We start from the raw sequence: 24,006 nt of genomic DNA, 5'->3' as shown, positions 1-24,006 counted from the left end.
CCGACCAGCATGGAGTTACATCGAAATGGCGAACGACTTTCTCTTCACTTCCGAATCGGTTTCCGAGGGCCATCCAGACAAGGTGGCCGACCAGATTTCCGATGCAATCCTCGACGCGATCTTTGCACAGGACCCCCGCTCGCGCGTCGCTGCCGAGACGCTGACCAACACCGGTCTCGTCGTGCTGGCCGGCGAAATCACCACCAACGCGCATGTCGACTACATCCAGGTAGCGCGCGATACCATCAAGCGCATCGGCTACGACAACACCGACTACGGCATCGACTACAAGGGCTGCGCAGTAATGGTCTGCTATGACAAGCAGTCCAACGACATCGCACAGGGCGTGGACCACGCGAGCGACGACCACCTCAACACCGGCGCCGGCGACCAGGGCCTGATGTTCGGCTATGCCTGCGACGAGACACCCGAACTGATGCCGGCGCCCATCTACTACGCCCATCGCCTCGTCGAACGCCAGGCCCAGTTGCGCAAGGACGGCCGCCTGCCCTTTCTGCGTCCCGATGCCAAGAGCCAGGTGACGATGCGCTATGTCGACGGCAAGCCGCACAGCATCGACACCGTCGTGCTTTCCACACAGCACCACCCTGACCAGAGCGAGACCGCAACCCAGATGAAGCCTTCCTTCGTCGAGGCGGTCATCGAGGAAATCATCAAGCCGGTGCTGCCAAAGGAATGGCTCAAGGACACGCGCTACCTGATCAACCCGACCGGCCGCTTCGTCATCGGCGGCCCACAGGGCGACTGCGGCCTCACCGGCCGCAAGATCATCGTCGACACCTACGGCGGCGCTTGCCCGCACGGTGGCGGCGCGTTCTCGGGCAAGGACCCGAGCAAGGTCGACCGCTCGGCCGCCTACGCTGCACGCTACGTCGCCAAGAACATCGTCGCCGCCGGGCTGGCGCGGCAATGCCAGATCCAGGTCGCCTACGCGATCGGTGTGGCAAAGCCGATGAACGTAACCGTCTATACCGAAGGCACGGGCGTGATTTCCGACGACAAGATCGCAGCGCTGATTCAAGAGCACTTCGATCTGCGTCCCAAGGGCATCATCCAGATGCTCGACCTGCTGCGCCCGATCTATGCCAAGACCGCGGCTTACGGCCACTTTGGCCGCGAAGAGCCCGAGTTCACGTGGGAGAGCACGGCACAAGCCGCCGCCCTGCGCGAGGCAGCCGGTCTCTGATTCAGTTCGGCGCATCGCCGACCAAGGCCCGCAGACGTTTCAAGCGTCCGGCGGGCCTTTTTGCTTTCTCGAAGTCAACGGCTGCCGGTCAGCAATTGCCTGACCTCTTCATCGCTCGTCTGCTCGAAGTCCTGGTACCAGAGGCCCACGGCACGAAAGTGCTCCGGCGCGAAAACACAAACCACCTCATCGGCAACCGCACCCACACTCTGCACGGCCTCTGAAGACGCTACGGGTATCGCGACGATGATCCGTTCAGGCTTGCCCGCCCGAGCCGCCATCACGGCCGCGCGCATGGTGGCACCCGTTGCCAGGCCGTCATCAACGATGATCAGCACGCGCCCTGCCAGTTCCAGCGGCGGCCGGCCGCTGCGATAAAGCTGCTCCCGGCGCACCAGTTCGGCCTGCTCGCGCGCAACCACCGCTTCGACCGCCTCTTCGGACACGGGCCAGGCGTGGCTCAGCTCTTCCATCACCCGCACGCCGCCCGATGCGATGGCGCCCATCGCGAACTCTTCGTGCCCTGGCAGGCCCAGCTTGCGCACGACCAGCACGTCCAGCGGCGCTCCCAATGCTTGCGCGACCTCCCACGCAACGGGCACACCGCCGCGCGGCAGCGCCAGCACTTGCACATCCTGACGCCCGCGCCATGCATCGAGCGCCTTGGCGAGCACGCGGCCCGCATCGTGTCGATCCTTGAATTCCATAGGCACCCCCTGTCGGAATTCAGAAACGATACGCCCCACTCACGCCCAGCGTCCAGTTGCGCCCTGGTGCCGGCTCGAAGTAACGAAAGTTGCCCTCGTTGACGATGACCGAGCCGATGTAGCGCTTGTCGAGCACGTTGTCGATGCGCGCGAAGGCGTTGATTTCCCAGTGCTCCCAATGCTTGACGTAGCCCGCGAACAGCGCCAGCAGGCCATAGCCCGGTGCGCTGATCGTGTTGCGATCGTTGGCCTGCACGCTCGCCATCGCTCGCACTTCGGTGCCCGCGCGCCAGCCCTCAGGCGGCACCCAGCCGAACGAGGCGAAGAACATCTGCGGGGCAATGCCCGGGATGTGATTGCCGGCCGGCACGAAGCTGCCCGCGCTGCACGGCACGGTCGAGCAAAACGGGTCGCTGTAGCGCGCATCGAGCCAGGTGTAGGCAAGCTGGGTGCGCCAGTGGTTTTCCGTCTCGTGCTGCCAGGCCAGCTCGAAGCCATCGCGCCGGGTGCGGCCGGCGTTTTGGTAGGTTGCCCGGCCCCCGATGTTCGTGGCGGTCACGATCTCGTCGTCGGTGCGCGTCTGGAACACCGCGGCAGTGAGCAGGCCCCCTGCGATGCGCGCCTTGGCTCCCACTTCGACGCTTTCGTTGGTCGCGGGTTGGAGGGCGAAATTCAGCCCCCCCAAGCCATCAGCGCGGTAGGACAACTCGTTGAGCGTCGGCGTCTCGAAGCCGCGGCCCACGGAGGTGTAGAACGCCAGGTCGCGCGTCGGCTGGTAGCGCAGCGACGCCACGGGCAGCGTCTCGGCGTAGCGAGCGCTGCCGCTGTCGTCCCGGTTCGCACCGATGATGTATTGATCCCGCGAATCGAAGTCGACCGTGCTGCGGCGCACGCCCGCTTCGAGCGTCCAGCGCTCGGCAAAGTGCCAGGTGCCCTGCACATAGGGGTCCAGGTTGTGCACCGTATTGGTCTCGTTGCGCCGCAGCCTGCCCTGCACGCCCAGGATGGGCTTGGACACCGCGCCGATGTAGTTCTCGTAGCCGGTGCGGTGCTCGCGCAGGTCGTCATAGTCCAGCCCCGCGACGAGCTCGAAAGGGCGATCGGCCAGCTTCAGCTGCGACGTCCATCGCAGGTCGACACCGCCGAAGTCTCGCGCGAGGCCAATCACGCCACCGGCACTCAGCGGGCTCACCTGGGCCGAAGGCGGAATGGCCTGGAACTGGCTGGTCTTGCGCTCACCGCCATACACCATGAGGCGCAATGTGTTGTCCGCGTCGATGCGGCGGTCGTAGGTCAGGCCTGCTTGCGTCTGGTCGACGCTCTTGCGGGTATCGAACTGCGTGGCCACGCTCGCGCTGCGGGGGTTCAGCGCATATTGATCGGCGGTGAGCCCCAGTGGGTCCTGGGCATCGAGGTGCACCGTGTTGGCGACCAGGCTGAGGCGGCTGCCGTCGTCGAAGGTGATGCCCAACTTGCCGTTGACGATGTCGCGCGTTGCGGCGCTGTGGTCGCGATAGCCGTCGGTCTCGAAGTGGCTGCCGCTCAGCAGGTAGTCCACCGCGCCGGAAGAGCCGCTGATGATCGAACCGATCCGCAGCGTGCCGAAGCTCCCCCCGGCGATCGAGAAGCCCAGTTTGGGCGGACCTTCGCCGGTCTCGGTAAAGGTCTGGATCACGCCGCCCGAGGAGTTGCCGTAGAGCGAGGAAAAAGGCCCGCGCAGTACTTCGACGCGGTCGATCGAGCCGATGTCGATGTTGGAGGTCTGCCCCTGTCCGTCGGGCAAGGTCGCGGGGATGCCGTCGACGTACAGCCGCACGCCGCGCACGCCGAAGCTCGAGCGCGCGCCGAAGCCGCGGATGGACAACTGCAGGTCCTGCGCGTAGTTCTGGCGGTTCTGGATCTGCAGCCCGGGCACTGAGTTCAGGCTCTCCGACAGGTTCACGCCCAGCCGGCTGTCGCGCATGTCTGCGCCTTCCACACGATCCACGGAGCCGGCGACATCGAAGACCGGCTCGGTCCCGCGCGGCGTGGAGACGGTGACCTCGCCGAGTGTCGGGGGGTTGCCGACGTCTTGCGCATGGGCCGCCAAAGAGTTGGCGAGCAACAGGCAGGCAGAGGCGACAACGGAAAACTTCATCGCGGCGATTCTGAGGCGGCCGCGCGCCTGCGATGCGGGGACTGACCCTAGGATCGCCCCTATGCAGCCAGGACGCGCGGGCGCGGCTACCATCCGCCCGCCGGTTCACCGGCGGTCCATGTCCAAATCTCGCGTGTTGCTTGCTACTGCGTTTCGTTGTTTCGCGATTGCGCTCGTCTGCCTGGTTTCGGCCTGCGCCAGCTTGCCATCGCGCACCGCAGTGAGCTATGAGCCGGCCGCCACCTTTTCCCCGGCTACCGAACTGGGCAGGCTGACCGCGGCCGTCCATGCGGAGCCCGAGGGCTTGTCCGGCGCGCGGGTGCTGCCGCAGGCGGCGTACGCGCTGGATGCGCGCCTCGCCCTCATTCGGCACGCCCAGACCGCGCTCGACCTGCAGTATTACCTGCTGGGCAACGACAAGACCGGCAAGTTGATCCTGCGCGAGTTGCGCGACGCTGCTCGCCGGGGTGTGCGCGTCAGGCTTCTGCTCGACGACTTCTACACCACCAAGCTCGACCCGATGCTGCTGGGGCTTGCCGCCTATCCGAACGTGGAGATCCGACTCTTCAACCCCATCGTTGCGGGTCGGGACCACAGTGCGACCCGATGGCTCAACTTCGCGACCGACTTTCGGCGACTCAACCATCGGATGCACAACAAGCTCTTCGTCGTCGACGGTGCCATCGCGATCGCGGGGGGGCGAAATCTCGCTGACGAGTACTTCCTGCGCAGCGCCGGCGCCAATTTCATCGACCTCGACGTGCTGCTTGCGGGGCCGGTGGTGACCGAACTCGAAACCATCTTCGACAACTACTGGAACAGCGAAGTGGTCTATCCGCTCCACGACATCGTGCAGCCCACTGAACCACCAGAGGCGTCGCGCGCAAGGTTCGACAAGCTGACTTCGCCGACCGAGGCGCCGCCGCCTCCACCCCTCGCGGATGGCGACATGTTCGGCGACCCGTCCGTGAGCGCCGCCCTCGCGCAAGGCAAGCTGGAGTTGGTTCCGACCCGCGCCAATGCCGTTGCGGATTCGCCAACGAAGGCGCTTCTGCTGGAGGACGACGACGAGCCCCCGCCGAATCGCCCACCCACCGTCGCCGAGCGGATGCGCGAGCTTTTCGACGAGGCCAAGTCGGACATCAACATCATCACGCCGTACTTCCTGCCGGGCGATGCGGGCATGGATCACATTGCGCGATTGCGCGCGCGCGGCATCCGCGTCACCGTCGCAACCAATTCGCTGGCCGACACCGACGAGCCGCTCGTCAACTTCCACTACAACCGCTTCCGAGTCGAGATGCTGAAGCTCGGTGTCACGCTCTATGAAGTGAGCTCCGAACAGATCAAGCGAAGCATCAATCTGCGCAAGGTGTTCAAGCAGTCGCGCGGCGCCCTGCACGCCAAGCTCGCGCTGATCGATCGTGAATGGGCGCTGGTCGGCTCGCTCAACTTCGATCCGCGTTCGGCCTACATCAACACCGAACTCGGCGTGCGCCTGCAAAGCTATGAGGTGACGCACCGGTTGCTCGATGCGTTCCAGATCGACAACGTCGAAAGCGTCTACAAGGTCCGGCTGAAGCCGGGCACCGACACGATCCAGTGGGTCACCACCGACGGCGAAAACATGGTCCTCGATCGGGAGCCCGACGCCAGCGCGCTGGTCAAGCTGAAGCTGCTGCTGTTCTCGTGGTTCGTGCCGACCGACCTGCTCTGATCGCCTCTGAAGGATGGGTTCAGAAGCGCGGTTGGCCTACAGGGGCGCGCTCGACATTTCGGTTGGCCGGGAAGATGATCGCCGATCACGATCCTCAACCAATGGCTTTGAACGGGCAGGAGCAAACGATGCAACTCGGCATGATCGGACTCGGACGCATGGGCGCCAACATGACCAGCCGCCTGATGCGCGGGGGTCACCAATGTGTGGTGCACGACAACGCCCCGGCTTCGATCGAACGGGTTGCCGCGCAAGGCGCGACCGGCGCGGCCACGCTGCAGGATTTCGTCGCCAAGCTGACGCGCCCGCGCGCAATCTGGCTGATGGTGCCCGCTGCGGTTGTCGATTCGGCGCTCGAAAGCCTGACACCGTTGCTCGACGCCGGTGACATCGTGATCGACGGCGGCAACTCCTACTACCGCGACGACATCCGCCGCGCGACCCTGTTGCGCAATTCAGGCCTGCACTACGTCGATGTCGGCACCAGCGGCGGTGTCGCGGGATTCGACCGCGGCTACTGCCTGATGATCGGCGGCGAGCCTGAGACCGTTCAGCACCTCTCGCCGCTGTTCGCGACACTGGCGCCCGGCGCGGGCGATCTCAAGCCGACACCCGGGCGCGTACCCGGCAGCGGAACCGCCGAACAGGGGTATCTGCATTGTGGGCCGCATGGCGCAGGTCATTTCGTCAAGATGGTTCACAACGGCATCGAATATGGCTTGATGGCTGCCTATGCGGAAGGCTTGAACATCCTGCGAGGCGCCGGGATCGGCAAGCACACGCACGACATCGATGCCGAAACCACCCCCCTGCGCGACCCCGAGCTTTATCAGTACGACATGAACCTCCCGGAGATCACGGAACTCTGGCGAAGGGGCAGCGTCATCAGTTCATGGCTGCTCGACCTGACTGCCGCCGCGCTCACGACCGATCCGGGGCTGGAGACTTTCCAGGGGCGGGTTTCGGATTCCGGCGAAGGCCGCTGGACCGTGCAGGCCGCCATTGACGAAGGCGTGCCGGCGCCAGTACTGACCGCAGCACTCTACGCGCGCTTCAGTTCGCGCGGCGAGGCGGATTTTTCGAACCGTGTCTTGTCGGCACTGCGGCACCAATTCGGCGGACATGCGGAAAAGCCCGAGCGGCCGCCGAAAACCCAAGGATGATCCTTCGGAGACGGATGCGATGACGCAAGACAAGACCCTCGACCTGCTGTGCATCAACACGCTGCGCACCTTGTCGATCGATGCGGTTCAAAAGGCGAACTCGGGACATCCGGGAACGCCGATGGGTGCGGCGCCCACTGCGTACTGCCTCTGGCAGCGCTTCCTGCGCTTCGACCCGAACGATCCTGAGTGGCTGAATCGCGATCGCTTCGTCTTGTCCGCCGGACATGCTTCGGCGCTGCTGTACAGCATGCTGTATCTGTGCGGCGTGAAGGGCAAGGGACCTCACTACGAGGGCGAAGGCCTTGCGGTCACCATGGAAGATCTCCAGACCTTTCGCCAGGCCGGAAGCCGTTGCACCGGCCATCCTGAATATGCATGGACTTCCGGTGTGGAAACCACCACCGGCCCGCTGGGCCAGGGCGCGGCGACCAGCGTCGGCATGGCCATCGCGGGGGAATGGCTGGCGGGCACCTACAACAAGCCGGGCCATGCGCTGTTCGACTACAACGTCTATGCGCTGTGCGGCGACGGCGACATGATGGAAGGTGTATGTGCCGAAGCCGCATCGCTCGCCGGACACCTGAAGCTATCGAACCTCTGCTGGATCTACGACGCCAACCAGATCAGCATCGAAGGCTCGACCTCGCTGGCCTTCGACGAGAACGTCGGCGCCCGCTTCGAGGCCTATGGATGGAAGGTCCTTCGCGTTGCCGATGCAAACGACCTGGAAGCAGTGACCCGAGGCCTCGAGGAATTCAGCGAGACCCAAGACAGGCCGACGCTCATCATCGTCCGCAGCCACATCGGCTATGGCGCGCCGCACAGGCAGGACACCAAGGAAGCGCATGGCGAGGCGCTCGGCGCCGATGAAGTGCGGCTGGCCAAGCAGTTCTACGGCTTCGATCCGGACGCTCAGTTCGCCGTGCCGGACGGCGTGCGGGAGCACTTCCACGCGAACTTCGGCCAGCGCGGAACAAGCGCGCGCGATGCATGGAACGAACGCTTCGCCGCCTACCGCACGCAGCATGCCGACCTCGCGGCGCAAATTGAACACATGCAGCGCGGCGAACTCCCCGTCGGATGGGACAGCGATTTGCCGACCTTTCCGGCGGACGCAAAGGGCGTCGCCACGCGCGAATCTTCAGGCAAGGTGCTGAACGCCATCGCCAAGCGCATGCCGTGGCTGCTCGGTGGCGCTGCCGATCTGTCGCCGTCGACGAAGACCTCGCTCGGCTTCGAGGGCGCAGGCGAATTCGACAGTGCCGGACATCGCGGCCGCAACTTCCACTTCGGTGTCCGCGAGCACGCGATGTGCGCAGCCGTGAGCGGCATGACCCTGTCGAAGCTGCGCGCCTACGCGTCGACTTTTTTCATCTTCACGGACTACTGCCGCGGCGCGGTGCGGCTTAGCGCGATGATGGGCATCCCCGTGATCTACGTGTGGACGCACGATTCGATCAGCATGGGCGAAGACGGACCGACCCACCAGCCGGTCGAACAACTCGCCTCGTTCCGCGCCATGCCCGGCATGGTGTTGCTGCGTCCGGCAGACGCGAACGAAGTCGTCGAAGCCTGGCGGATCGTCATGCGCCTCACCGATCGTCCGGCAAGCCTCGTGCTCTCGCGGCAGGCGGTGCCCACGTTCGACCGCGGCAAGTACGCCAGCGCCAGCGGCGTAGCACGCGGCGCCTATGTGCTCGCCGATGCCGACAGCGGGCGACCGGACGTTCTGCTGCTGGGCACCGGAAGCGAGGTCAGGCTCTGCATCGATGCCTACGAGCAGTTGAAGGCAGAGGGCATCAAGGCACGCGTCGTCAGCATGCCTTCGTGGGACCTCTTCGAACAACAGCGCGATGAGTACCGCGACAGCGTGCTGCCGCCGGACGTTGCCGCGCGCGTCGCCGTCGAAGAAGCCTCGGCGCTGGGCTGGGAGCGCTATGTCGGCCGCGGCGGCGCGGTCATCGGCATGCGCAGCTTCGGGCTCTCGGCGCCCGGCAAGGTTGCCGAGGCGCATTTCGGCTTCGACGCGGCGCATGTCGTTGCTGCTGCCAAGGCGCAATTGGCGAGGCATGCGCATAACCCATAGGTGAGGCCTCCATGTCGACACGACTCAGTCCCCTCGCCGGAAAGCCGGCGCCCGAGGCGTCGCTGATCGACGTCGATGGACTCATCGCCGCTTACCGCGACAACGTTCCGGACCCCGGCGTTGCTGCGCAGCGCGTCGCTTTCGGCACGTCCGGGCATCGCGGCACGGCGCTGGAATGCTCGTTCAACGAATGGCATGTGCTTGCGATCACGCAGGCAATCTGCGACTACCGCAAGACCCAGGGCATCGATGGCCCACTGTTCCTCGGCATCGACACTCACGCGTTGTCGCGCCCCGCGGGCGAAAGCGCGCTCGAAGTCCTCGCGGCCAACGGCGTGGACGTCATGATCGCGACGAACGACGAGTTCACTCCCACGCCCGCCGTATCGCACGCGATCCTGACGCACAACCGCGGCCTTCCGGATCGCCTGGCCGACGGCATCGTGATCACGCCGTCGCACAACCCGCCGCGCGATGGCGGCTTCAAGTACAACCCGCCGAACGGGGGCCCGGCTGCCCAGGGCATCACGTCCTGGATGGAAGCCGCTGCCAACCGCTATCTCGAGCGGCGGCTCGATGGCGTCAAGCGCATTCCGCACGGCGCGGCATTGCGGGCTGCGACGACGCGCCGTCATGATTTCATCGACGCCTACGTGGGCGACCTGGGCAACGTCATCGACATGGACGCAATCCGTGGCGCCAAGGTCAGCATGGGCGTCGATCCGCTCGGCGGCGCAGGCGTGCACTACTGGGCGGCGATCGCAGACCGGTACAACATCGACCTCGCCGTGGTCAGCGAAGCGGTCGACCCCCAGTTCGGCTTCATGACGCTCGACTGGGACGGCCAGATTCGCATGGACCCTTCGTCCCCGTACGCCATGCAGCGGCTGCTCGACATGAAGGATCGCTTCGACGTGGGCTTTGCCTGCGACACCGATCACGATCGCCACGGCATCGTCACCCGCAGCGCGGGTTTGCTCGCGCCGAACCACTATCTGTCGGTGGCGATCGACTACCTGTTCCAACATCGACCCCAGTGGCCCGCCAGCGCCGCCGTGGGCAAGACTGTCGTCTCGACGCAGCTTATCGACAGGCTCGCCGCAAGGCTGGGCCTGCGCCTTTATGAAGTGCCGGTTGGATTCAAGTGGTTCGTGGACGGTTTGCAGGACGCGTCACTCGGGTTCGTCGGCGAAGAAAGCGCGGGCGCCACCTTCCTTCGGCGCGACGGCTCGGTGTGGACGACCGACAAGGACGGCATCACGGCGGCACTGCTCTCGGCCGAGATCACTGCGCGCACAGGCCGCGATCCGGGAGCGCTCTATGCAGCGCTTGCCGACGAATTCGATCATCCCGTGGGCGACCGGATCGATGCGCCAGCAACACCGCCGCAGAAGAAACAGCTGGCCGCGCTGTCTCCGCAGCAGTTGAGCGCGAGCGAACTCGCCGGAGACAAGATCGTGAACGTGCTGAGCCACGCACCCGGAAATGGCGCGGCCATCGGCGGCATCAAGGTCATCTCTGAAGGCGGATGGTTCGCGGCCCGACCCTCAGGGACCGAGAACATCTACAAGATCTACGGTGAAAGCTTTCGCGGCGCCGAACATCTGCAACGCATCTTGGCTGAGGCACAGTCCATCGTCGACAAGGCGATCGCGCCCGCCCCCTGACCTTCGGCGATCTTGGCCTCTCTCCTACGCGCCATCGGCGCCGAGGCAGACGGGCTCCTGCGTCCTTCGAGGGCATTCTCTCGGCTGCCAACAACGAGGGGAATCAGATGATCAAGATCGGAATCGTGGACGACCATGCCATCGTGCGTTCGGGTCTCCGCGACTTTTTCTCGCAGCATGTTGACCTGCGCGTCGTCGGCGAGGCATCCAGCGGCCGCGAAGCCATCGACCTCGTTCGCTCAACAGAAATCGACGTGCTGGTCATGGACCTCTCCATGCCGGGCCAGAGTGGCATCGATGCCATTGCGATGGTTCGCGCCAAGGCACCCGATACGGGCATTCTGATCCTGAGCGGCTATCCCGAAGAACACTACGCCATGAACCTGATCCGCCAGGGCGCGAGCGGCTACCTGAACAAGGAATGCGATCCGGCGGAGATCGTCGAGGCCATCCGCACGATTTCGCTGGGGCGTCGCTACATCACGCCCGGCGTGGCCGAACTCCTCGCGCGCCAGCTCGACCGGAACAACGATGTGGCACCGCACGAGCAGTTGTCGGAGAGGGAGTTCCAGGTGTTCCTCAAGCTCGCGACCGGCGAGACCGCCGGCAGCATCGCGGAACACCTCTCGCTTTCGGTCAAGACAGTGAGCACGTATCGCAGCCGCCTGATGGAGAAGATGAATCTTTCGTCCAACAGCGACCTGACCTACTACGCGCTGAAAAACCAGTTGATCAGCTGATCAGTTGACGAGTCGCAACTCTTCGGTCGAAACGCGCTCTTATCTTCATTCGCGCACCGCGTGAATGCGAGGTATCCATGAATGCGCGCTTCGTCTTTGCCGCAAGTCTTCTTCCGATATCGCTCGGGGCTCCGTGGTTTGCTGCAGCCCAGCAAGCCGTGGATGCTTCGCCGTTGTCGATCGAGCAACAGGAGGCCGACTACCGCGTGATCGCTGCGCGCTGTGGCACGCCGGCTTTCGAGAGGGGCTTCTACAAGCAGTCGAAGGCGGCCGTCGCCGCCGGCCTGGTCGTCAAACATCGGGATCCGGTGCAAGTCGAAAAGACCGTCACCACTCTGCGAAGAAACCCCGTCATGCTCATCGGAACCCAGGCCGATTGCCCTGCACAGCTGGATCAGCTCAGGCAACTGGAGAAAGACCGATCCAGGTTGCTCGGGTCGCGCCGGAAGTGAAGGAATCCGATGTCGAAAGCAATAGGTGCCGAAGGGCAACACCTGTCAACACCTGCCGACACCTGTCGATTGGCAGATATCCAATCGATCCGTCACGCTGCAGACTGCACGCATCGGAACAGCGAGGAATACGGACATGGAAACCGACTTCTACACCCTGGGCGTGCTTGCGATGGTGCTCATGTGCGGATGGCTGATGAACCATGCCGGACCATGGAGCAACTCCGATCTTGCGCGTGAACTCCGTCTGCAGCTCGGCCGGTCCGCTGACGCGATCGGCGGCACGCCAGACCGCTGATGGCGTCGATGCGGCCGCCGGCCGCCATTGCGTCGGTTCGTCGCAAATCTGCGCTTCTCGCCGCGGCGTCGCTCATCCTCGCGGCGCTGGGCCTGGAGGCATATACCGCGGGATATCCCCTTGCCATGGCGCTCCTGGCCGCCGCGACATTGCAGGCGCTCATCTGCTCCGCCATGTTTCCGAACCGATTGCTCGCGGTGGCGGTCGCAACCAACTTCCTTCTCTTCGTCATCCACGCGGTGGCTCTCAGCGGGTTTCTCGCTCAGCCGGATCCGGCGCCGGTGTTCCAGCTTGGCGACTTCTGCTTGGCCGTGTTTGCGAGCGCATCGCTTGTCTTCACCCCTGTCGAGACGATGGCGCTGATCGTTCGCGATGCCTACCTCAAGCGGCCGAGACATCGCACGCCCCCTTGACCGGGCGAAACAACTCATACTCCGCGACATGCCTCAATTGATCATGAAGACGATCTCTGGCGAAACGAGGTTGATCTCGCTCGCACCCAATGAAAACACCATCGGCCGAGGCCCGCAAAACAGCATCGCCGTCGACTCGCCCCAGGCAAGCCGCGTGCATGCGGTGGTCACGGTCGAGCCGGCATTCGTCACGATCACCGACCTGGGCAGCCGCAACGGCACCTTCGTCAATGGCGACCGGATCCTGTCCCAAATGCTGGTTCATGATGACGTGATCCGATTGGGCGAGTATGAAATCCGTTTCATCGCCGGCGACCAGGAGTTCAGCAAGGTCGAAGCCGAGCGGGTTTCCACCGTGCCACGCCTGCTGGTGGACCCGGACGAAGAGAACAGGCCGACCGCCCCGGGCGCAGCGCCGACCATCAGGGGTAAACCCTGAGACGCGGGTTCACGGGCCCAACCGGTCTCCCGTTCACGTGTCGATTCTCACTGAGCACCGAAGTCGGCTACCTAGGTAGGTAGCTGCTTTTCGCACCGAGCGTTGAACTCTCGTCCCGCTTAATGCTGAATCATCGCCAATCTGACTCGCTTAACTTTGAACTATTTCTTCGCGACAGCCAGAGTGCTTGCGGAAATTCGCGCCCTGATGGAACCGCCGTATCGCTGGCACCGTGGCGCGCAGATCAGCGCGACCACTTGCTGATGCAGCGGAGAACCTCGGCCTGCGCGCGATCGCGAGTCGGGTAAATCCCGTGACGAATTTGCTCTTTGCCAAGGAACTGGAAAAACCTCTCTGCGGCGCTCTTGCCGGGAAGGTAACGAGAACGACTCCAGGCAAGGTTGTGTTCGCAAAGGAACTCTTGCCAAACACGTCCGCTGTACAGTTGGCTGTGATCCGTCCTGACGGTGACAAGGCCTTTGGGCCGCCGACGTCGCAATGCGCTCCGCAACGCGCAGAGCACCAAGCCAGTGCCTTCGTGCTGACCCATGGACCAGCCAATCATGTCACGGAAGAACTGGCCCACGACGACGCTTAGATAAAGCGCACCTTCATGCGTCCCGATGCAAATGACATCGATCTCCCATGACCACTTTGGTTCACTTTCGGTGATACGCGCTGCCATGCGCCGATGCTCACGTCCCCGGACGGACCGGAGCCCGAAGCCATCCTGTACACGAATCTTGCTTTGCCTCATAGTCAATCTCCTTTGAAGCTGAACGAGCGGATCGGGGGCTACCGGTTTGAATCGAGGTCAAAAGTAGCGCTCCGGGCGCTCAAGCAGCTGTGCCCAGCTTGCGCCGTCGGATCGCGTCTGGTGAAGGAATCCAATCCCCAGGCAGGATTTCCAGTAAGTCGCCTTCCGACTGGAAAAGGTTTCCCGCACGAAACCACCGTGCAGTGAGGTCAAAAGCAAGCGCAGACGCGAATGCACAGCCGTTATCCAATTGCTCGCGTTCTTGCCAGCTCAAATCCTGGTAAGACAGCTCGCTCACGAAAACCGGCTCTGCCTTCGAAAGCAAATGACCACAGCACATGCACTGAGTCACAAATGCAATGGACGCTCGTGCAATTTCTGCACGCTGACGCGCCAACGTCACTGAGCGACCGCACAAAGAGCACATTCTTTCCATCAGGCATGAATGCCGGTAGCACATCTTGTAGGGCCGCAGCCTCCAATGAAGGGGAAAGAATGGCGTCTCCTGCTCGCGCAAACAAATGGAACAGAATTGGTAGGCAGCCTTTGAACCCGCCTGCAGTAGTGGGGGTTCGCCGTATCCCAAGGATTGGATCGACCTCAGCATTCGGCTTATGGGAAAGAAAGTGGTTTCCGCAAAACCGCACCTGCGCGCGATTGCCCGGACATTCGCTTCGGCGAAATTGATGTCTAAGTCGGGGCCATACTTGATTTCGAGCCATTTGCACAGCTCGTTTACTGGCACGCCTTGGCCAAGTGCGACGCGCACCAACCAACTGCTCGGCGCTTCCAAGAACTCGTATTCGCAAACCCCGTGAAGATCATGATCACTCATTGGCCAACTCCAAATAGTTCGAGTTGCCTTCCAACCCGTTGTTGGCGAAGACGAGCACCTGCGACCGGTCCAAATACCAAATCAAGAATGCTCAACGCGGCATCTCTGTCGGAGGCGATCGTCGGCCGCAGGGCTGTTGATTCCAAAGCGCCCTCCCAAACCAAGCCCCTCAGGTCCAGACCCGTGGCGCTCTCCAAAGTAGCCTCTCCCAGGAGACGCAGCCGCTTCAGTCCTCGGCTTACAAGTTCAGTCCACTCCCTGGTTGAGGTCCGATGCAGCGCTCCCCAACTGGGGGGCTTTGAGCTTGTCTGGACTCCGCATGCCAGCACGATCTGCATGAGACCGCTCAGCGAGATTGAGCGCCACCAAGGAAAGGCCTCCAAGAACGAGAAATCGCCCACGGTTGCTGCTCCAGAATCACCGCAGCACGATCTCGCGAGTACTTCGGAAGCAAACCAAACCACTTCAGACTCAGGCAGGCCGTGCCCGTCGTCATGCAGATAGGCGCCGCAATCGCAGACGTCCAACGCCGGGCGGAACCAACGTAAGCCACGCCCGCACCTTCCGCATCGATCAACGAGCCTGCACTCATGCGCCGTACAGACGCAGAAGCAAGAGAACTCCCACGCTGCATGGCAGAAGCCCGACTCATCAATGCACCTCACGCAAATCTGGGGCCGCCTCAATCGCAACAGAAACGGCGGCCAAATCAACTGACCCAAATAGCGAAGGGTCTCGCCGCTCCCGCCGCAACCGTCGACCTCGCGCGCCCTTGCAGCGCTCATCCATAGTCCGGTGCGCCTCACGTCGACATCACGCAGACCCCTAGCCCCCAACAGGCCAAGCAACTCGGGCATCGACAGGTCGTTGGCGACTGCCGTCCTAAAGAGCCAGCCGAGTGGAGCCTCCTGGTCATGCCTGCCCACCGCAACGGGAAGCTCATCGAGCGTTTTCATACGGGTTGACCATCGGTGTCGAGGAACCAAAGAAGGCGCGAAAAGCCTTCTTCACGTCCTCCAGCGTTATTTCTCGCGAGCCCCGTTCCGCCGCGCACAGCGCGCACTCAACTATAAACATTTTGAATAGCCCGGGGTTTCCAGTACAAACCGCATAAAGCTTTTCAGCCTGACCGTCCACCCAGAAGAAATTAAAATCAAAACGATTGCAACTGTCGAAAAAGGCCTTCACAAAGGACAACCAAGATTGCAATGCCTCAAAGTTACCTAGACGCTCAAATGTTTGAATACGACTTGCAAACAAGGGGTCGGCATCTTTTAGCGTCAACAATCGATCAGATCCAGCAAGAACGACGCCTATCTTCCGATCGTCCATTATTTGCGTGAGAACATCGGTTGCCGAGGATGCCGACCCCCGAGGCATTCCGGCCGGAACCAGCAAATTGTCGGCATTCCGGATGCAAATCACCTTCGTCCTTTTTTGTTCAATTGCAGCCAGAATAACGTTGATTCTCGCCTCAATTGAACCAGGACCAATTACCTTGATCGGATACCCATAGTGCCGAAGCAGCGCCGATAGGAGCGGTTCGGCGCGACCAGACCGAATGGCACGAATCATCACTATTTCGTGCCGCCTTACCGCGACGAGCTCACGCGACACGTGGGTTCGATAAAAATATTCCACAGCGGTCCATTTGCCCGTAAGGTGGGGGCCGTGAATGCAGAGCCCATACGGACGATCGGTGTCACGAGTCGAATGCGTATAAATGCGCTCAAGCGCATCTGTAACCTGGATAAACTCAGTCCACGCGACATTAACGGATTCTATCGACTCTACCGACTTCAATGCCAACTCGGAATAAGTCGCTTTGCGTCGAGTCAGCTGGGGCTCCTGGAAATATTCATACTCAGAGAAATCGGGATTAATGGCTTGATCTGACACTATCATTTCTGCACCTCATTAATTCAGAGAATAAAAGTTTCCAACGGCGGGATATTTTTAATATCCACAGGCGATTCCTCGCGTGCCACGAGTAGTCCAGGGCTAATTGATTGCGATGGAAGCAGCAACTGATTGGAGGAAATACCCATGAACTTAGCCCCTCTTTGCTGCGAAATTCGCTTTCTTGAATTCTGCATTTCGTTATGCCAAAAATCGCTGAGCGCGAGGCGCGATTGCATGAGAGCCTCTGCCCCATGGACAGCCTGGGAGCGTTTGAAGGTACGGATGGCCACGTGCTGCACCCACGACAGATCCTTGGTGTATTCGGGCTGCATGCTAGGTGCTATCACCCAAGCATCGTTCATCGGGTCCTTCACGTAAACAAAAGACAAATCGTCGGGACTCCATTTCACAAGCGTTTTGAATTTCGCTCCGGCGCGGCGCCGTAGATCACGCAGTTCAGAGCCTGCATAATTAAGCCCATAGAGCTCCACGCCGTGGTGGGCAATCGTCAATTCCTTGCTCATTGCCGCGATCAAGTTGAGGCGCTCAACGTCTAACGGAAATGCAGGGGGCGGCAAGAAATCCATGCCGTCCTTGAACACATCAAAGGGCTTTTCTAGACGCCGATTATTGAGCTCGAATGGATGAATCTCAACCACGAACTTGAGAAGACCAATCACGAAAGCCGAAAAGGTGATGCAGTTTTGTTTGGCTGCATCCGTGTACGTCACCTTCGGTGTTGGCTTTGCTATGCGGCCCTGCGTCAAAGTCAAATAGTCAAGCTCCGCAAAGAAACGTTCGACCCGCGGTTTTACCCAGGGCATTCGCGTGCGGCAGTACTTAATGTCTACACCGAGTTCCCATGCAACCAGGCGTAGCTGGCGCGAGTGAAATTCCAAGCCATTGTCAAATACAAGCATTTCTGGAATTCCAAACCCAAGCCACGGTTTCGAAAGGCCTGCCATTGCGGCCCAGTCATCCTTGGGCATGACTCCGTTCTTAATGACGTTTATCGCTGAAGTTAGGCCGGGTCCATAAAAGCTGACGTAAACGCCGACTATGTAGCCACTGTTTGAGTCGACCAGCACCGTCAGTGTTGGCCGACCCAATGGCAGCCACGTTCTGTCGCAGACGACGACGAAATTTAATGGCGTATGGTCACACTCCAGGCGCTGGAGGACGCGCGATGCACGATTTCCTTCGACCGTTGTGCGGTACTTCGCTCGGGCATATAGGGGCCCATACCGTGCTCGGTCGCGGTCATAGGGGTCGAACTCCTGCACCCGCCTGTGAATCGTTGCCAAGCTAACGCGAGCGTCACGTGCGGCCAGTTTCCCTTGGGCCACAAGGCTCTTGAGTTCCCGATGGATCAACTCATACGTATGCCGCAAAGTGTGGTGGAACGTCGTGAGGTAGACGGAGCGGATCTTTTTGTCCACGACCTCATTGACCTTGTCAGGAAGTCTCTTCTGCCGCCTTCTACAGCGATTACCGGACAGCAGCGCTGCTGGATTGCAACCCGACTTTTCGTAGACGCGCATCCACGTCATTACCGCCGCCGCGCTAGGCAAATTCTCTTTGGAACAATCGCCCGTCTTCTGGCGTGCTTCCTCTCGGCTCTTTGCGACTTTTGGAATTTCGTTTTCTATCCGAAATCGCTGACCTTTGGTGATATTTTTACGACGCATCCATAGGATGTAATCCATTGCGCGCTCAATTTGATTTCGATCCTTCTCCTTAAGTGACGCAAGGTCAATCAATATTACCGGCTGATTTTCTTGGTTTTCCGGATTAGAAGAATGCGGCGTATTCCCAAGTATCACCGTTAACCGCCCAGAGCCAATATCTGCAACAAGACGGCTTAACTTGAAATTTTGGACCATCCGGGTCCGCTTGTCCTCAAATTGGTATGTGTCCTTGTCGATTTGACGCAGATACTCCAAAGTTTGGCAACCACGCCGAAGGACCAAACCTTCTTCCAATACGAAGATGGACATGACCGCTCCTGCTCTTAATTTCCGCCATCGTTCCACGGCGAGCAGCCAAACCACTCTCCGAAGCTTTTCGAGCAATTACGGGGCAGCTTCGGCGCCAGGAAAACCGAGTCGTCATCGCTCATGTGGAGGTACCTGTCCAGCGAAATGACACGGCGGCACACGAGGTGGAGCACGTCCCATCTGGAAACACCGCACTTCTCCATCACTAGTCCGAATGCGAGCCCTTCAGGCCCCGCGATGGATAGCAGTTCCTCTACCGAGCTGCGTTTCTCGGGAGGGACCGTATGCATCCCGTACTTGCGGGCAATCTCCGCCCGCTCTGCTCTTCCTTCTGCATTGCTCTGCCCGTCATGGACGACGTAAAACTCGTAGCCTTTTGCACGAAGTTGGAATGCGACGTCGTTGAAGAGGCTGCGGTTCTCCTTCACGCGATTCCCCATCTTGACTTCTATAAAGGCTCCAGTTCGGTCCAGGAATTTCTGAGCAAAATCGGGCGTGTACTTGCGTGAACCGACCGTTAGCGTGCATGGCTGATGCACCAACGTGAGCAGCCACGGGCAAAGGAGCGCAGAGATGACGTAATTTCGTTCGTTGTCGCTTTCGTGTTCAACCGGGTGAGGCTGCGCCCAAGGCGCATTGACGAGACCCACAGTACGTGTGGGCGAGCGAGAGACGACCTCGCGGGCGCCGTCAAAAGGGATGTGTCCATGCATCGTTGCTCCTCAGGTTGATTTCCTGGAAAGCAGACGCAAGCGCCCCTTGACGCTATTGGCAGCACTGACGATACTGTCATGAGGGTCCCACAACCTCAGACGGCCCCGTCAGGGCGGTCGGCAGCGCCGGTTCTCGAAAGGGAGCTGGCGTTTGCTTTATCTATTTCAGCATCTGTGATTTAGGTAGTTGGGAGAAGATTAGAGTTCTTCTTTCTTTCAAGCAAATACCTCAACTGCCTAGAGTGAAACTGAATGTTTGAAGATTGCAGGCCCCATCTGCGCTAACGTCAATTCGCATTGCCGCTCGTGCCTCACGGACCGGAGGTACGTCTTCCAAACGGTTGCGTCAATCTGTTCGTCGCTCAAACTAATGCCTGTTCGCTTGCAGAAACGTCTGCGAGCGAACTCGGGGACATCTGCCATCCGGACAAATGCCGTTTGACCTGCGCGCGCGCGGATCGGTATCGAGCACAAGGCGGTCGGGAGCGCAGCGCACGCCTGCCGCCCCATCGTCGAGTTCACGGCCCAGACAACCGCACTTGCAGCGGTGTGTCTGATCACAGGCCCTGGCGAGCTAGCCTTCTCGACCAAGCTTTCATCCGTCACGATGCGGCACAAAAGATGTCGATCAGAGTATTCAATTTGGAGCAAAGTAGTCGCGAATACAGCTTGGGGATCCCGGCTTAAAGTGAGCGCCACCGTTGCCTCTTCGGGCAACTCCGAATTAAGCGGTTCGCTCAGGCCCCTCTGATTTAATAGCCGCTGCACAAGTACAACGGGCGATTCGACGTAGTGGGGATAGCTCTGGATCGCCGATACGCAGGAACCAGTAGCCAAGTCGAATAGTCGGACTGTGTCTACAAGCGACGGCCGCGATGACACTATTTCGCCTGTAAATCGGTTTACAGCCGAGCTTCCAATACTCACTTCAATCCGAATAAAACGATCCATTTGCGCACCTCACTGGACGAAAGATTGCGCCAGGTCGATTAAACGTGTCGATTAGCACATGCACTCTCTGGTGTGCGTCACACGCGAGGGACCATAGGATATGGAGCGAATTTAGTCTTAAGACGCATCGCTGATTTAAAGCAATTGACGCAGGAACGAGTTTGGTCGTCAAAGACGATGCGGCCAACTGGAAGTTGGCCGCATCAATAAATCACTTTAAGCCTCAGGCCGGTCAGCCAATCCCTGCAGACGGGTGCAGCGAAGCCGCTCTGCTTGAAGGGCAGCGTAAAGTTCAGCGACCAGCAATTGATGGTCTCGGCTTGCGCTCGATAGAGGTCTGGCCAGAGCTGCCCCAAGAGGACTGCGTTCGAGCTGCGCAAGCGTCGCAGACACGGCATCCTCCCCTCCCAAGAGGGCTTCGAGCTCGCTTAAACCGATCGCTCCGCTAGCGAGCAATACCTGGCTGGGTGGCCACTTTAAGTACACCGCAATGCTCTCGAGTGTCGGACGTTCACACCGGGCAAGGAGTTTAGGCGTTGCCCGCAAGCGATACCAGTGCGCGGGGTGCACTCCTATCGCGACAGCCAAATCCCGAACTGTGTGGCGCCGCCGAATCGCTTCGGACTCCAACGCTGCAACAAGCAATTGAGCGCTATACGGGCCCCTTCGCCCGCCCGCGCTGCTTTCACCGGCCGCCCTCAGCGCGGGCGGTCGAGAAGAAAAAGGTTCATTCATGTTGGCCTGACAAATACAGAGAGGGCCTCTGCGATCTGTCTAGCGATGCCGCCTAAGGCGGCCACGGGTTTCTGGCGACGGAGCCGAAGTTCGCTTAGCACGCAGCGTCCAGCAGTGCGCGCTGTGCTGAGCACGGCCCCTCATCGAGGAGCTTCACCCGAGTTCGCCTCTTCCAGGTCAAGGTGCAATCGGGCCAGCAGTTCGAGGTCCATCCACTCCCGCCCCGTCGCTCATGCCGCGCTACTGAACCGTGCGGAGAGGAGCCTTCGAATGCGCCGGGCGGGTGGGGGATGACGTGAACTTTTGAGCATGTCATCAGCATAGGGACGCGAAAGCGTCTACATGCGAGAAGAACTCCTATGACCCCTGCATGCCAGGAGACGTCTGCCTGCACGCGATGCGACATCACATGAGTCGCGGTTTAAAGTCAAGTAAAGCGCAGCCTTGCACTGCCCAGTCCGCGAATCTTTAAATCTATCGCAAGTTCGCCCCGTTTGCCCATACCGGTTAACGTAACGCCTGCTCGCTCGCCTGAATCAGAGTTCTCTCGTCAGCACCTGGGTTTAAGGTTCGCGTGCCGAAGCAGAGAAGCTCACTCGCATTGCCTTTCCTTCTGATCTTGAGCTCAAGGACACCGCTTCCTTGCTGGACTTACGCGACTTAAAGTGAGTGCCGTCGGCAACGCGGTCGCCACGGTCATACGCTCCGAAAGAAGACAGAGCTGGCGCTCGTTCATCGAAATTGCCTGCGTCCCGATGGCACTGAGGCGTGTGCCGATCCCATTCAGAAAAGCACCTCCAGATGTGGAGGACGGCGATAGCGTCCACCGCCTTCGACTAGTGATCGAGGCCGCGACGCTGAACGCCTAGGTCGGTGCATGAGCCGGCTCGGACCAGGTCTGCGCGGCCGCTGCTACGAGCCCCTTGTCCGCTGAATCGTTCGTCTCAGCGAACGTGGTCTTGACCAGATTGGCCAAACCCGCGCAACGGCAATCTAGCGTCCTCCGCATGACGCAACAGCGGCGAAACATGCCCTGAAGAATCCCGACAAGTGTGAGCGCGGCGACTGCAAGCGACCTGCCAATGTGGGCACATCGAGATGCGGGTATTACAAACTGACAAGGGCTTGCTGCGCCATTCGCGATATCTCGCCCGTCCGCTTCCCGTCCTCAGTCGGTTCGCCCGTCCCTTGATGGCGTGCAGTTTGTTCGCGAGACACACATTCGCCTCCCATCTTCGCAATTCCCCAGCCGCGTCGGGAAGGATAAACAACATCCGCTAGACGGCGGATGCACAAGCATCCAACCACCAGCACCCGTCCGTTCCTCAAGTGGGCCGGCGGCAAGCAGCGATTGCTCAAGTCTCTCCTTCCCCTTCTTCCGGCGGGCGCGCGTCTCATCGAGCCGTTCGTCGGTGCGGGCTCTGTCTTTCTGGCGTCCGACTACCCTGCGTACATCCTCAATGACGCCAATGCCGACCTCGTCGCGGTTTGGACGGCGCTGAAGCGGAGCCCCTGCGACTATGTGCGGGACGCTGCCGCGTACTTTTGCGAGACCAACCACAACCAGAGTAGCTATCTGGCTTTGCGCGAAACGTTCAACGCTTCGTCGGACCCGCATTTCCGCGCAACCTTGCTGCCGTATCTGAACCGTTTTGGATTCAACGGGTTGTACCGAGTGAACCGGGCCGGCGCATTCAACGTCCCCTACGGCAAGCCAGCCCAGCTACCTGTTTTCCCGATGGATGCCGCGCTGCAGGCCGCCAACCGTTTGCAGCGCGCGGCGGTCCAAGCGGGGGATTTTCAAGCTGCAATCGACCTCGCTGTGGCGGGGGACATCGTCTACTGCGACCCGCCCTATCACCGGTCAGCCCGCGGTGCCTCGTTTGCGGCGTATACGAGCGACGGATTCGGTGACGCGGATCACCTCCGCCTTGTCGACAGCGCCAGGGCCGCGGCGGCTCGAGGTGCGCGCGTCTTCATCTCGAACCACGACACCCCCGTCACCCGGGCTCTCTACAAGGACTTCAGAATTCACGAACTGCGTGTCAACAGGAGCATCGCATCGACGAAAGCCGGGCGGGGCACCTGCGGTGAGCTCCTCGCGGTACTCGAACGAAGCTGAGCGCGCCGTTCGGGCACACCCGGGCTTTCAAGTGATGTTTCTCCTTCGGGGCACTGGTTGCTCGCATGCCATGCATCAGGTAGCGTGCTTTCACTGCGTTTTTTTGAGCGGCGCGCATCTATGCTGGGGTGCATGCCGATAGCGCGTGGCAAGCCTCCAGACCTCGCATCTGCGAAATGGCGTGCCTTGAGAAGTTTGAGACCATGTCTCGGGGGACTCTGTACGGATGCCACTTTGCGGTGGCGCCGCTGGGCCCAGGAGCGCCCGTACTGAAGACAGAAGACAGTATGGGGTCGATGATCACGACAGCCAGTGCCCAAGACACAACGGAAAGGTGCGGGCCGGTTGTGTACCTTGACTTTGACGGTGTACTGCACAACGAAGAAGTGCTGTGGAGCCCAAAGCGAGGACCCTACCTGAAGACGCCGGCGAGCTACCGGCTTTTCCAGCATGTCGGATTGCTTGAATCGCTGCTGATGCCTTATCCCGACGTTCGCATCATCCTGAGTACCTCCTGGGTCTTGCGATATGGCTGTTTGCGAACCGCGCGCAGGCTTCCCATTGGATTGCGGGAGCGGGTTGTGGGCGCAACATTTCACAGCGCCATGGATTCGATCGACTTCCAGTCTCTGCCCCGCGGGTTGCAGGTTTGGGCGGACGTGCTTCGGCGCCAACCTCGGGACTGGCTCGCTCTGGATGACGACTACATGAATTGGCCAGCGTGGTGCAGAGACCAGTACGTCCGCACCGATCCTCTCGAAGGAATCAGTCACCCGAGCGTGCTGGGCGCCGTCCGGGAAGGACTGCGTCGGATCGCGGGGCCGGGCATACCTTAGGCCACTTCGCACTTCCATGGGCATGTCTCGCCGCAGCGAATAAACCGCGGGCATACACGTTAACGCGTGTCCCTTTGCGGACAACCCACCTGCATACCAACACCGGAGTGAATGCGAATGTTTCGAAAA

General features: G+C 60.9%; 19 protein-coding genes. 12 read left to right on the top strand and 7 right to left on the bottom strand.

Going from position 1 to position 24,006, the window contains the following annotated elements:
- Window positions 1-25: 25 nt before the first annotated feature.
- The gene (gene metK / locus AC1DMA_RS20135) at window positions 26-1,207 is read left to right on the top strand and encodes a methionine adenosyltransferase (RefSeq protein ID WP_478125438.1); all 1,182 of its coding nucleotides are present in this window, start codon (window positions 26-28) and stop codon (window positions 1,205-1,207) included.
- A 74-nt stretch (window positions 1,208-1,281) separates the two neighbouring features.
- Here metK and AC1DMA_RS20130 read toward each other — a convergent pair whose 3' ends face one another.
- Both AC1DMA_RS20130 and AC1DMA_RS20125 read right to left on the bottom strand, forming a co-directional pair.
- Window positions 1,282-1,914: a phosphoribosyltransferase gene (locus AC1DMA_RS20130; protein WP_478145313.1), complete on the bottom strand. Its 633-nt coding sequence runs from the start codon at window positions 1,912-1,914 to the stop codon at window positions 1,282-1,284.
- 19 nt (window positions 1,915-1,933) lie between these two features.
- Window positions 1,934-4,051, bottom strand: a complete 2,118-nt coding sequence (locus tag AC1DMA_RS20125) for a TonB-dependent receptor family protein (protein ID WP_478145312.1) — start codon at window positions 4,049-4,051, stop codon at window positions 1,934-1,936.
- A 118-nt stretch (window positions 4,052-4,169) separates the two neighbouring features.
- On the opposite strand from AC1DMA_RS20125, the gene AC1DMA_RS20120 reads away from it, so the two are divergent.
- From AC1DMA_RS20120 to AC1DMA_RS20080, 9 genes are all read left to right on the top strand, one after another.
- Window positions 4,170-5,768, top strand: a complete 1,599-nt coding sequence (locus AC1DMA_RS20120) for a phospholipase D family protein (RefSeq protein WP_478145311.1) — start codon at window positions 4,170-4,172, stop codon at window positions 5,766-5,768.
- Between the two features lie 128 nt (window positions 5,769-5,896).
- Window positions 5,897-6,931, top strand: a complete 1,035-nt coding sequence (gene gnd, locus AC1DMA_RS20115; RefSeq protein ID WP_478125434.1) for a phosphogluconate dehydrogenase (NAD(+)-dependent, decarboxylating) — start codon at window positions 5,897-5,899, stop codon at window positions 6,929-6,931.
- 19 nt (window positions 6,932-6,950) lie between these two features.
- The gene (tkt, locus tag AC1DMA_RS20110; RefSeq protein ID WP_478125433.1) at window positions 6,951-9,020 is read left to right on the top strand and encodes a transketolase; all 2,070 of its coding nucleotides are present in this window, start codon (window positions 6,951-6,953) and stop codon (window positions 9,018-9,020) included.
- A gap of 11 nt (window positions 9,021-9,031) precedes the next feature.
- Window positions 9,032-10,687 (top strand): phosphoglucomutase (alpha-D-glucose-1,6-bisphosphate-dependent), encoded by a 1,656-nt coding sequence (gene pgm / locus AC1DMA_RS20105; RefSeq protein ID WP_478125432.1) that lies wholly within the window; start codon window positions 9,032-9,034, stop codon window positions 10,685-10,687.
- A 107-nt stretch (window positions 10,688-10,794) separates the two neighbouring features.
- Window positions 10,795-11,427, top strand: a complete 633-nt coding sequence (locus AC1DMA_RS20100; protein WP_478125431.1) for a response regulator — start codon at window positions 10,795-10,797, stop codon at window positions 11,425-11,427.
- 77 nt (window positions 11,428-11,504) lie between these two features.
- Complete coding sequence (locus AC1DMA_RS20095) at window positions 11,505-11,879, top strand: hypothetical protein (RefSeq protein WP_478125430.1); 375 nt, start codon at window positions 11,505-11,507, stop codon at window positions 11,877-11,879.
- 136 nt (window positions 11,880-12,015) lie between these two features.
- Window positions 12,016-12,177, top strand: coding sequence for a hypothetical protein (locus AC1DMA_RS20090; RefSeq protein WP_478125429.1), 162 nt, complete (start codon window positions 12,016-12,018; stop codon window positions 12,175-12,177).
- A gap of 8 nt (window positions 12,178-12,185) precedes the next feature.
- On the top strand, window positions 12,186-12,590 hold the full coding sequence (locus AC1DMA_RS20085) for a hypothetical protein (protein WP_478145310.1): 405 nt from the start codon (window positions 12,186-12,188) through the stop codon (window positions 12,588-12,590).
- 70 nt (window positions 12,591-12,660) lie between these two features.
- Window positions 12,661-13,029 carry an FHA domain-containing protein gene (locus AC1DMA_RS20080; RefSeq protein WP_478145309.1) on the top strand — a complete coding sequence of 123 codons (369 nt, stop codon included), beginning with the start codon at window positions 12,661-12,663 and terminating at the stop codon, window positions 13,027-13,029.
- 244 nt (window positions 13,030-13,273) lie between these two features.
- On the opposite strand, the gene AC1DMA_RS20075 is transcribed toward AC1DMA_RS20080, so the two are convergent.
- The 5 genes from AC1DMA_RS20075 to AC1DMA_RS20055 all read right to left on the bottom strand — a co-directional run bounded on the left by AC1DMA_RS20075 (window position 13,274) and on the right by AC1DMA_RS20055 (window position 19,233).
- Window positions 13,274-13,714 (bottom strand): DDE-type integrase/transposase/recombinase, encoded by a 441-nt coding sequence (locus tag AC1DMA_RS20075; protein WP_478125426.1) that lies wholly within the window; start codon window positions 13,712-13,714, stop codon window positions 13,274-13,276.
- A gap of 151 nt (window positions 13,715-13,865) precedes the next feature.
- On the bottom strand, window positions 13,866-14,621 hold the full coding sequence (locus tag AC1DMA_RS20070; protein ID WP_478125425.1) for a TniQ family protein: 756 nt from the start codon (window positions 14,619-14,621) through the stop codon (window positions 13,866-13,868).
- A gap of 939 nt (window positions 14,622-15,560) precedes the next feature.
- Window positions 15,561-16,526 (bottom strand): TniB family NTP-binding protein, encoded by a 966-nt coding sequence (locus AC1DMA_RS20065; protein WP_478125424.1) that lies wholly within the window; start codon window positions 16,524-16,526, stop codon window positions 15,561-15,563.
- 17 nt (window positions 16,527-16,543) lie between these two features.
- Window positions 16,544-18,520: a hypothetical protein gene (locus tag AC1DMA_RS20060; RefSeq protein ID WP_478145308.1), complete on the bottom strand. Its 1,977-nt coding sequence runs from the start codon at window positions 18,518-18,520 to the stop codon at window positions 16,544-16,546.
- Window positions 18,521-18,534: 14 nt separating this feature from the next.
- Entirely contained in the window at window positions 18,535-19,233 is a 699-nt protein-coding gene (locus tag AC1DMA_RS20055; RefSeq protein WP_478125422.1) for a hypothetical protein, read from the bottom strand.
- A 2,974-nt stretch (window positions 19,234-22,207) separates the two neighbouring features.
- Between AC1DMA_RS20055 and AC1DMA_RS20050 the strand changes: the two genes are divergently transcribed.
- The gene (locus AC1DMA_RS20050; protein WP_478125421.1) at window positions 22,208-23,041 is read left to right on the top strand and encodes a DNA adenine methylase; all 834 of its coding nucleotides are present in this window, start codon (window positions 22,208-22,210) and stop codon (window positions 23,039-23,041) included.
- A gap of 176 nt (window positions 23,042-23,217) precedes the next feature.
- Complete coding sequence (locus tag AC1DMA_RS20045) at window positions 23,218-23,877, top strand: HAD domain-containing protein (protein WP_478125420.1); 660 nt, start codon at window positions 23,218-23,220, stop codon at window positions 23,875-23,877.
- Window positions 23,878-24,006 lie beyond the last annotated feature (129 nt).

The organism is Variovorax sp. 05N34 (genome assembly GCF_056397405.1).
Note: the sequence above shows the minus strand (reverse complement) of the source record. Positions and strands in the feature narration are given on the sequence as shown.

Excerpts from the sequence above, each read along its gene's own strand:
- metK (WP_478125438.1), top strand. The coding sequence starts at position 26 with ATGGCGAACGACTTTCTCTTCACTTCCGAATCGGTTTCCGAGGGCCAT.
- AC1DMA_RS20130 (WP_478145313.1), bottom strand. The coding sequence starts at position 1,914 with ATGGAATTCAAGGATCGACACGATGCGGGCCGCGTGCTCGCCAAGGCG.
- AC1DMA_RS20125 (WP_478145312.1), bottom strand. The coding sequence starts at position 4,051 with ATGAAGTTTTCCGTTGTCGCCTCTGCCTGCCTGTTGCTCGCCAACTCT.
- AC1DMA_RS20120 (WP_478145311.1), top strand. The coding sequence starts at position 4,170 with ATGTCCAAATCTCGCGTGTTGCTTGCTACTGCGTTTCGTTGTTTCGCG.
- gnd (WP_478125434.1), top strand. The coding sequence starts at position 5,897 with ATGCAACTCGGCATGATCGGACTCGGACGCATGGGCGCCAACATGACC.
- tkt (WP_478125433.1), top strand. The coding sequence starts at position 6,951 with ATGACGCAAGACAAGACCCTCGACCTGCTGTGCATCAACACGCTGCGC.
- pgm (WP_478125432.1), top strand. The coding sequence starts at position 9,032 with ATGTCGACACGACTCAGTCCCCTCGCCGGAAAGCCGGCGCCCGAGGCG.
- AC1DMA_RS20100 (WP_478125431.1), top strand. The coding sequence starts at position 10,795 with ATGATCAAGATCGGAATCGTGGACGACCATGCCATCGTGCGTTCGGGT.
- AC1DMA_RS20095 (WP_478125430.1), top strand. The coding sequence starts at position 11,505 with ATGAATGCGCGCTTCGTCTTTGCCGCAAGTCTTCTTCCGATATCGCTC.
- AC1DMA_RS20090 (WP_478125429.1), top strand. The coding sequence starts at position 12,016 with ATGGAAACCGACTTCTACACCCTGGGCGTGCTTGCGATGGTGCTCATG.
- AC1DMA_RS20085 (WP_478145310.1), top strand. The coding sequence starts at position 12,186 with ATGCGGCCGCCGGCCGCCATTGCGTCGGTTCGTCGCAAATCTGCGCTT.
- AC1DMA_RS20075 (WP_478125426.1), bottom strand. The coding sequence starts at position 13,714 with ATGGCAGCGCGTATCACCGAAAGTGAACCAAAGTGGTCATGGGAGATC.
- AC1DMA_RS20070 (WP_478125425.1), bottom strand. The coding sequence starts at position 14,621 with ATGAGTGATCATGATCTTCACGGGGTTTGCGAATACGAGTTCTTGGAA.
- AC1DMA_RS20065 (WP_478125424.1), bottom strand. The coding sequence starts at position 16,526 with ATGATAGTGTCAGATCAAGCCATTAATCCCGATTTCTCTGAGTATGAA.
- AC1DMA_RS20060 (WP_478145308.1), bottom strand. The coding sequence starts at position 18,520 with ATGTCCATCTTCGTATTGGAAGAAGGTTTGGTCCTTCGGCGTGGTTGC.
- AC1DMA_RS20055 (WP_478125422.1), bottom strand. The coding sequence starts at position 19,233 with ATGCATGGACACATCCCTTTTGACGGCGCCCGCGAGGTCGTCTCTCGC.
- AC1DMA_RS20050 (WP_478125421.1), top strand. The coding sequence starts at position 22,208 with ATGCACAAGCATCCAACCACCAGCACCCGTCCGTTCCTCAAGTGGGCC.
- AC1DMA_RS20045 (WP_478125420.1), top strand. The coding sequence starts at position 23,218 with ATGGCGTGCCTTGAGAAGTTTGAGACCATGTCTCGGGGGACTCTGTAC.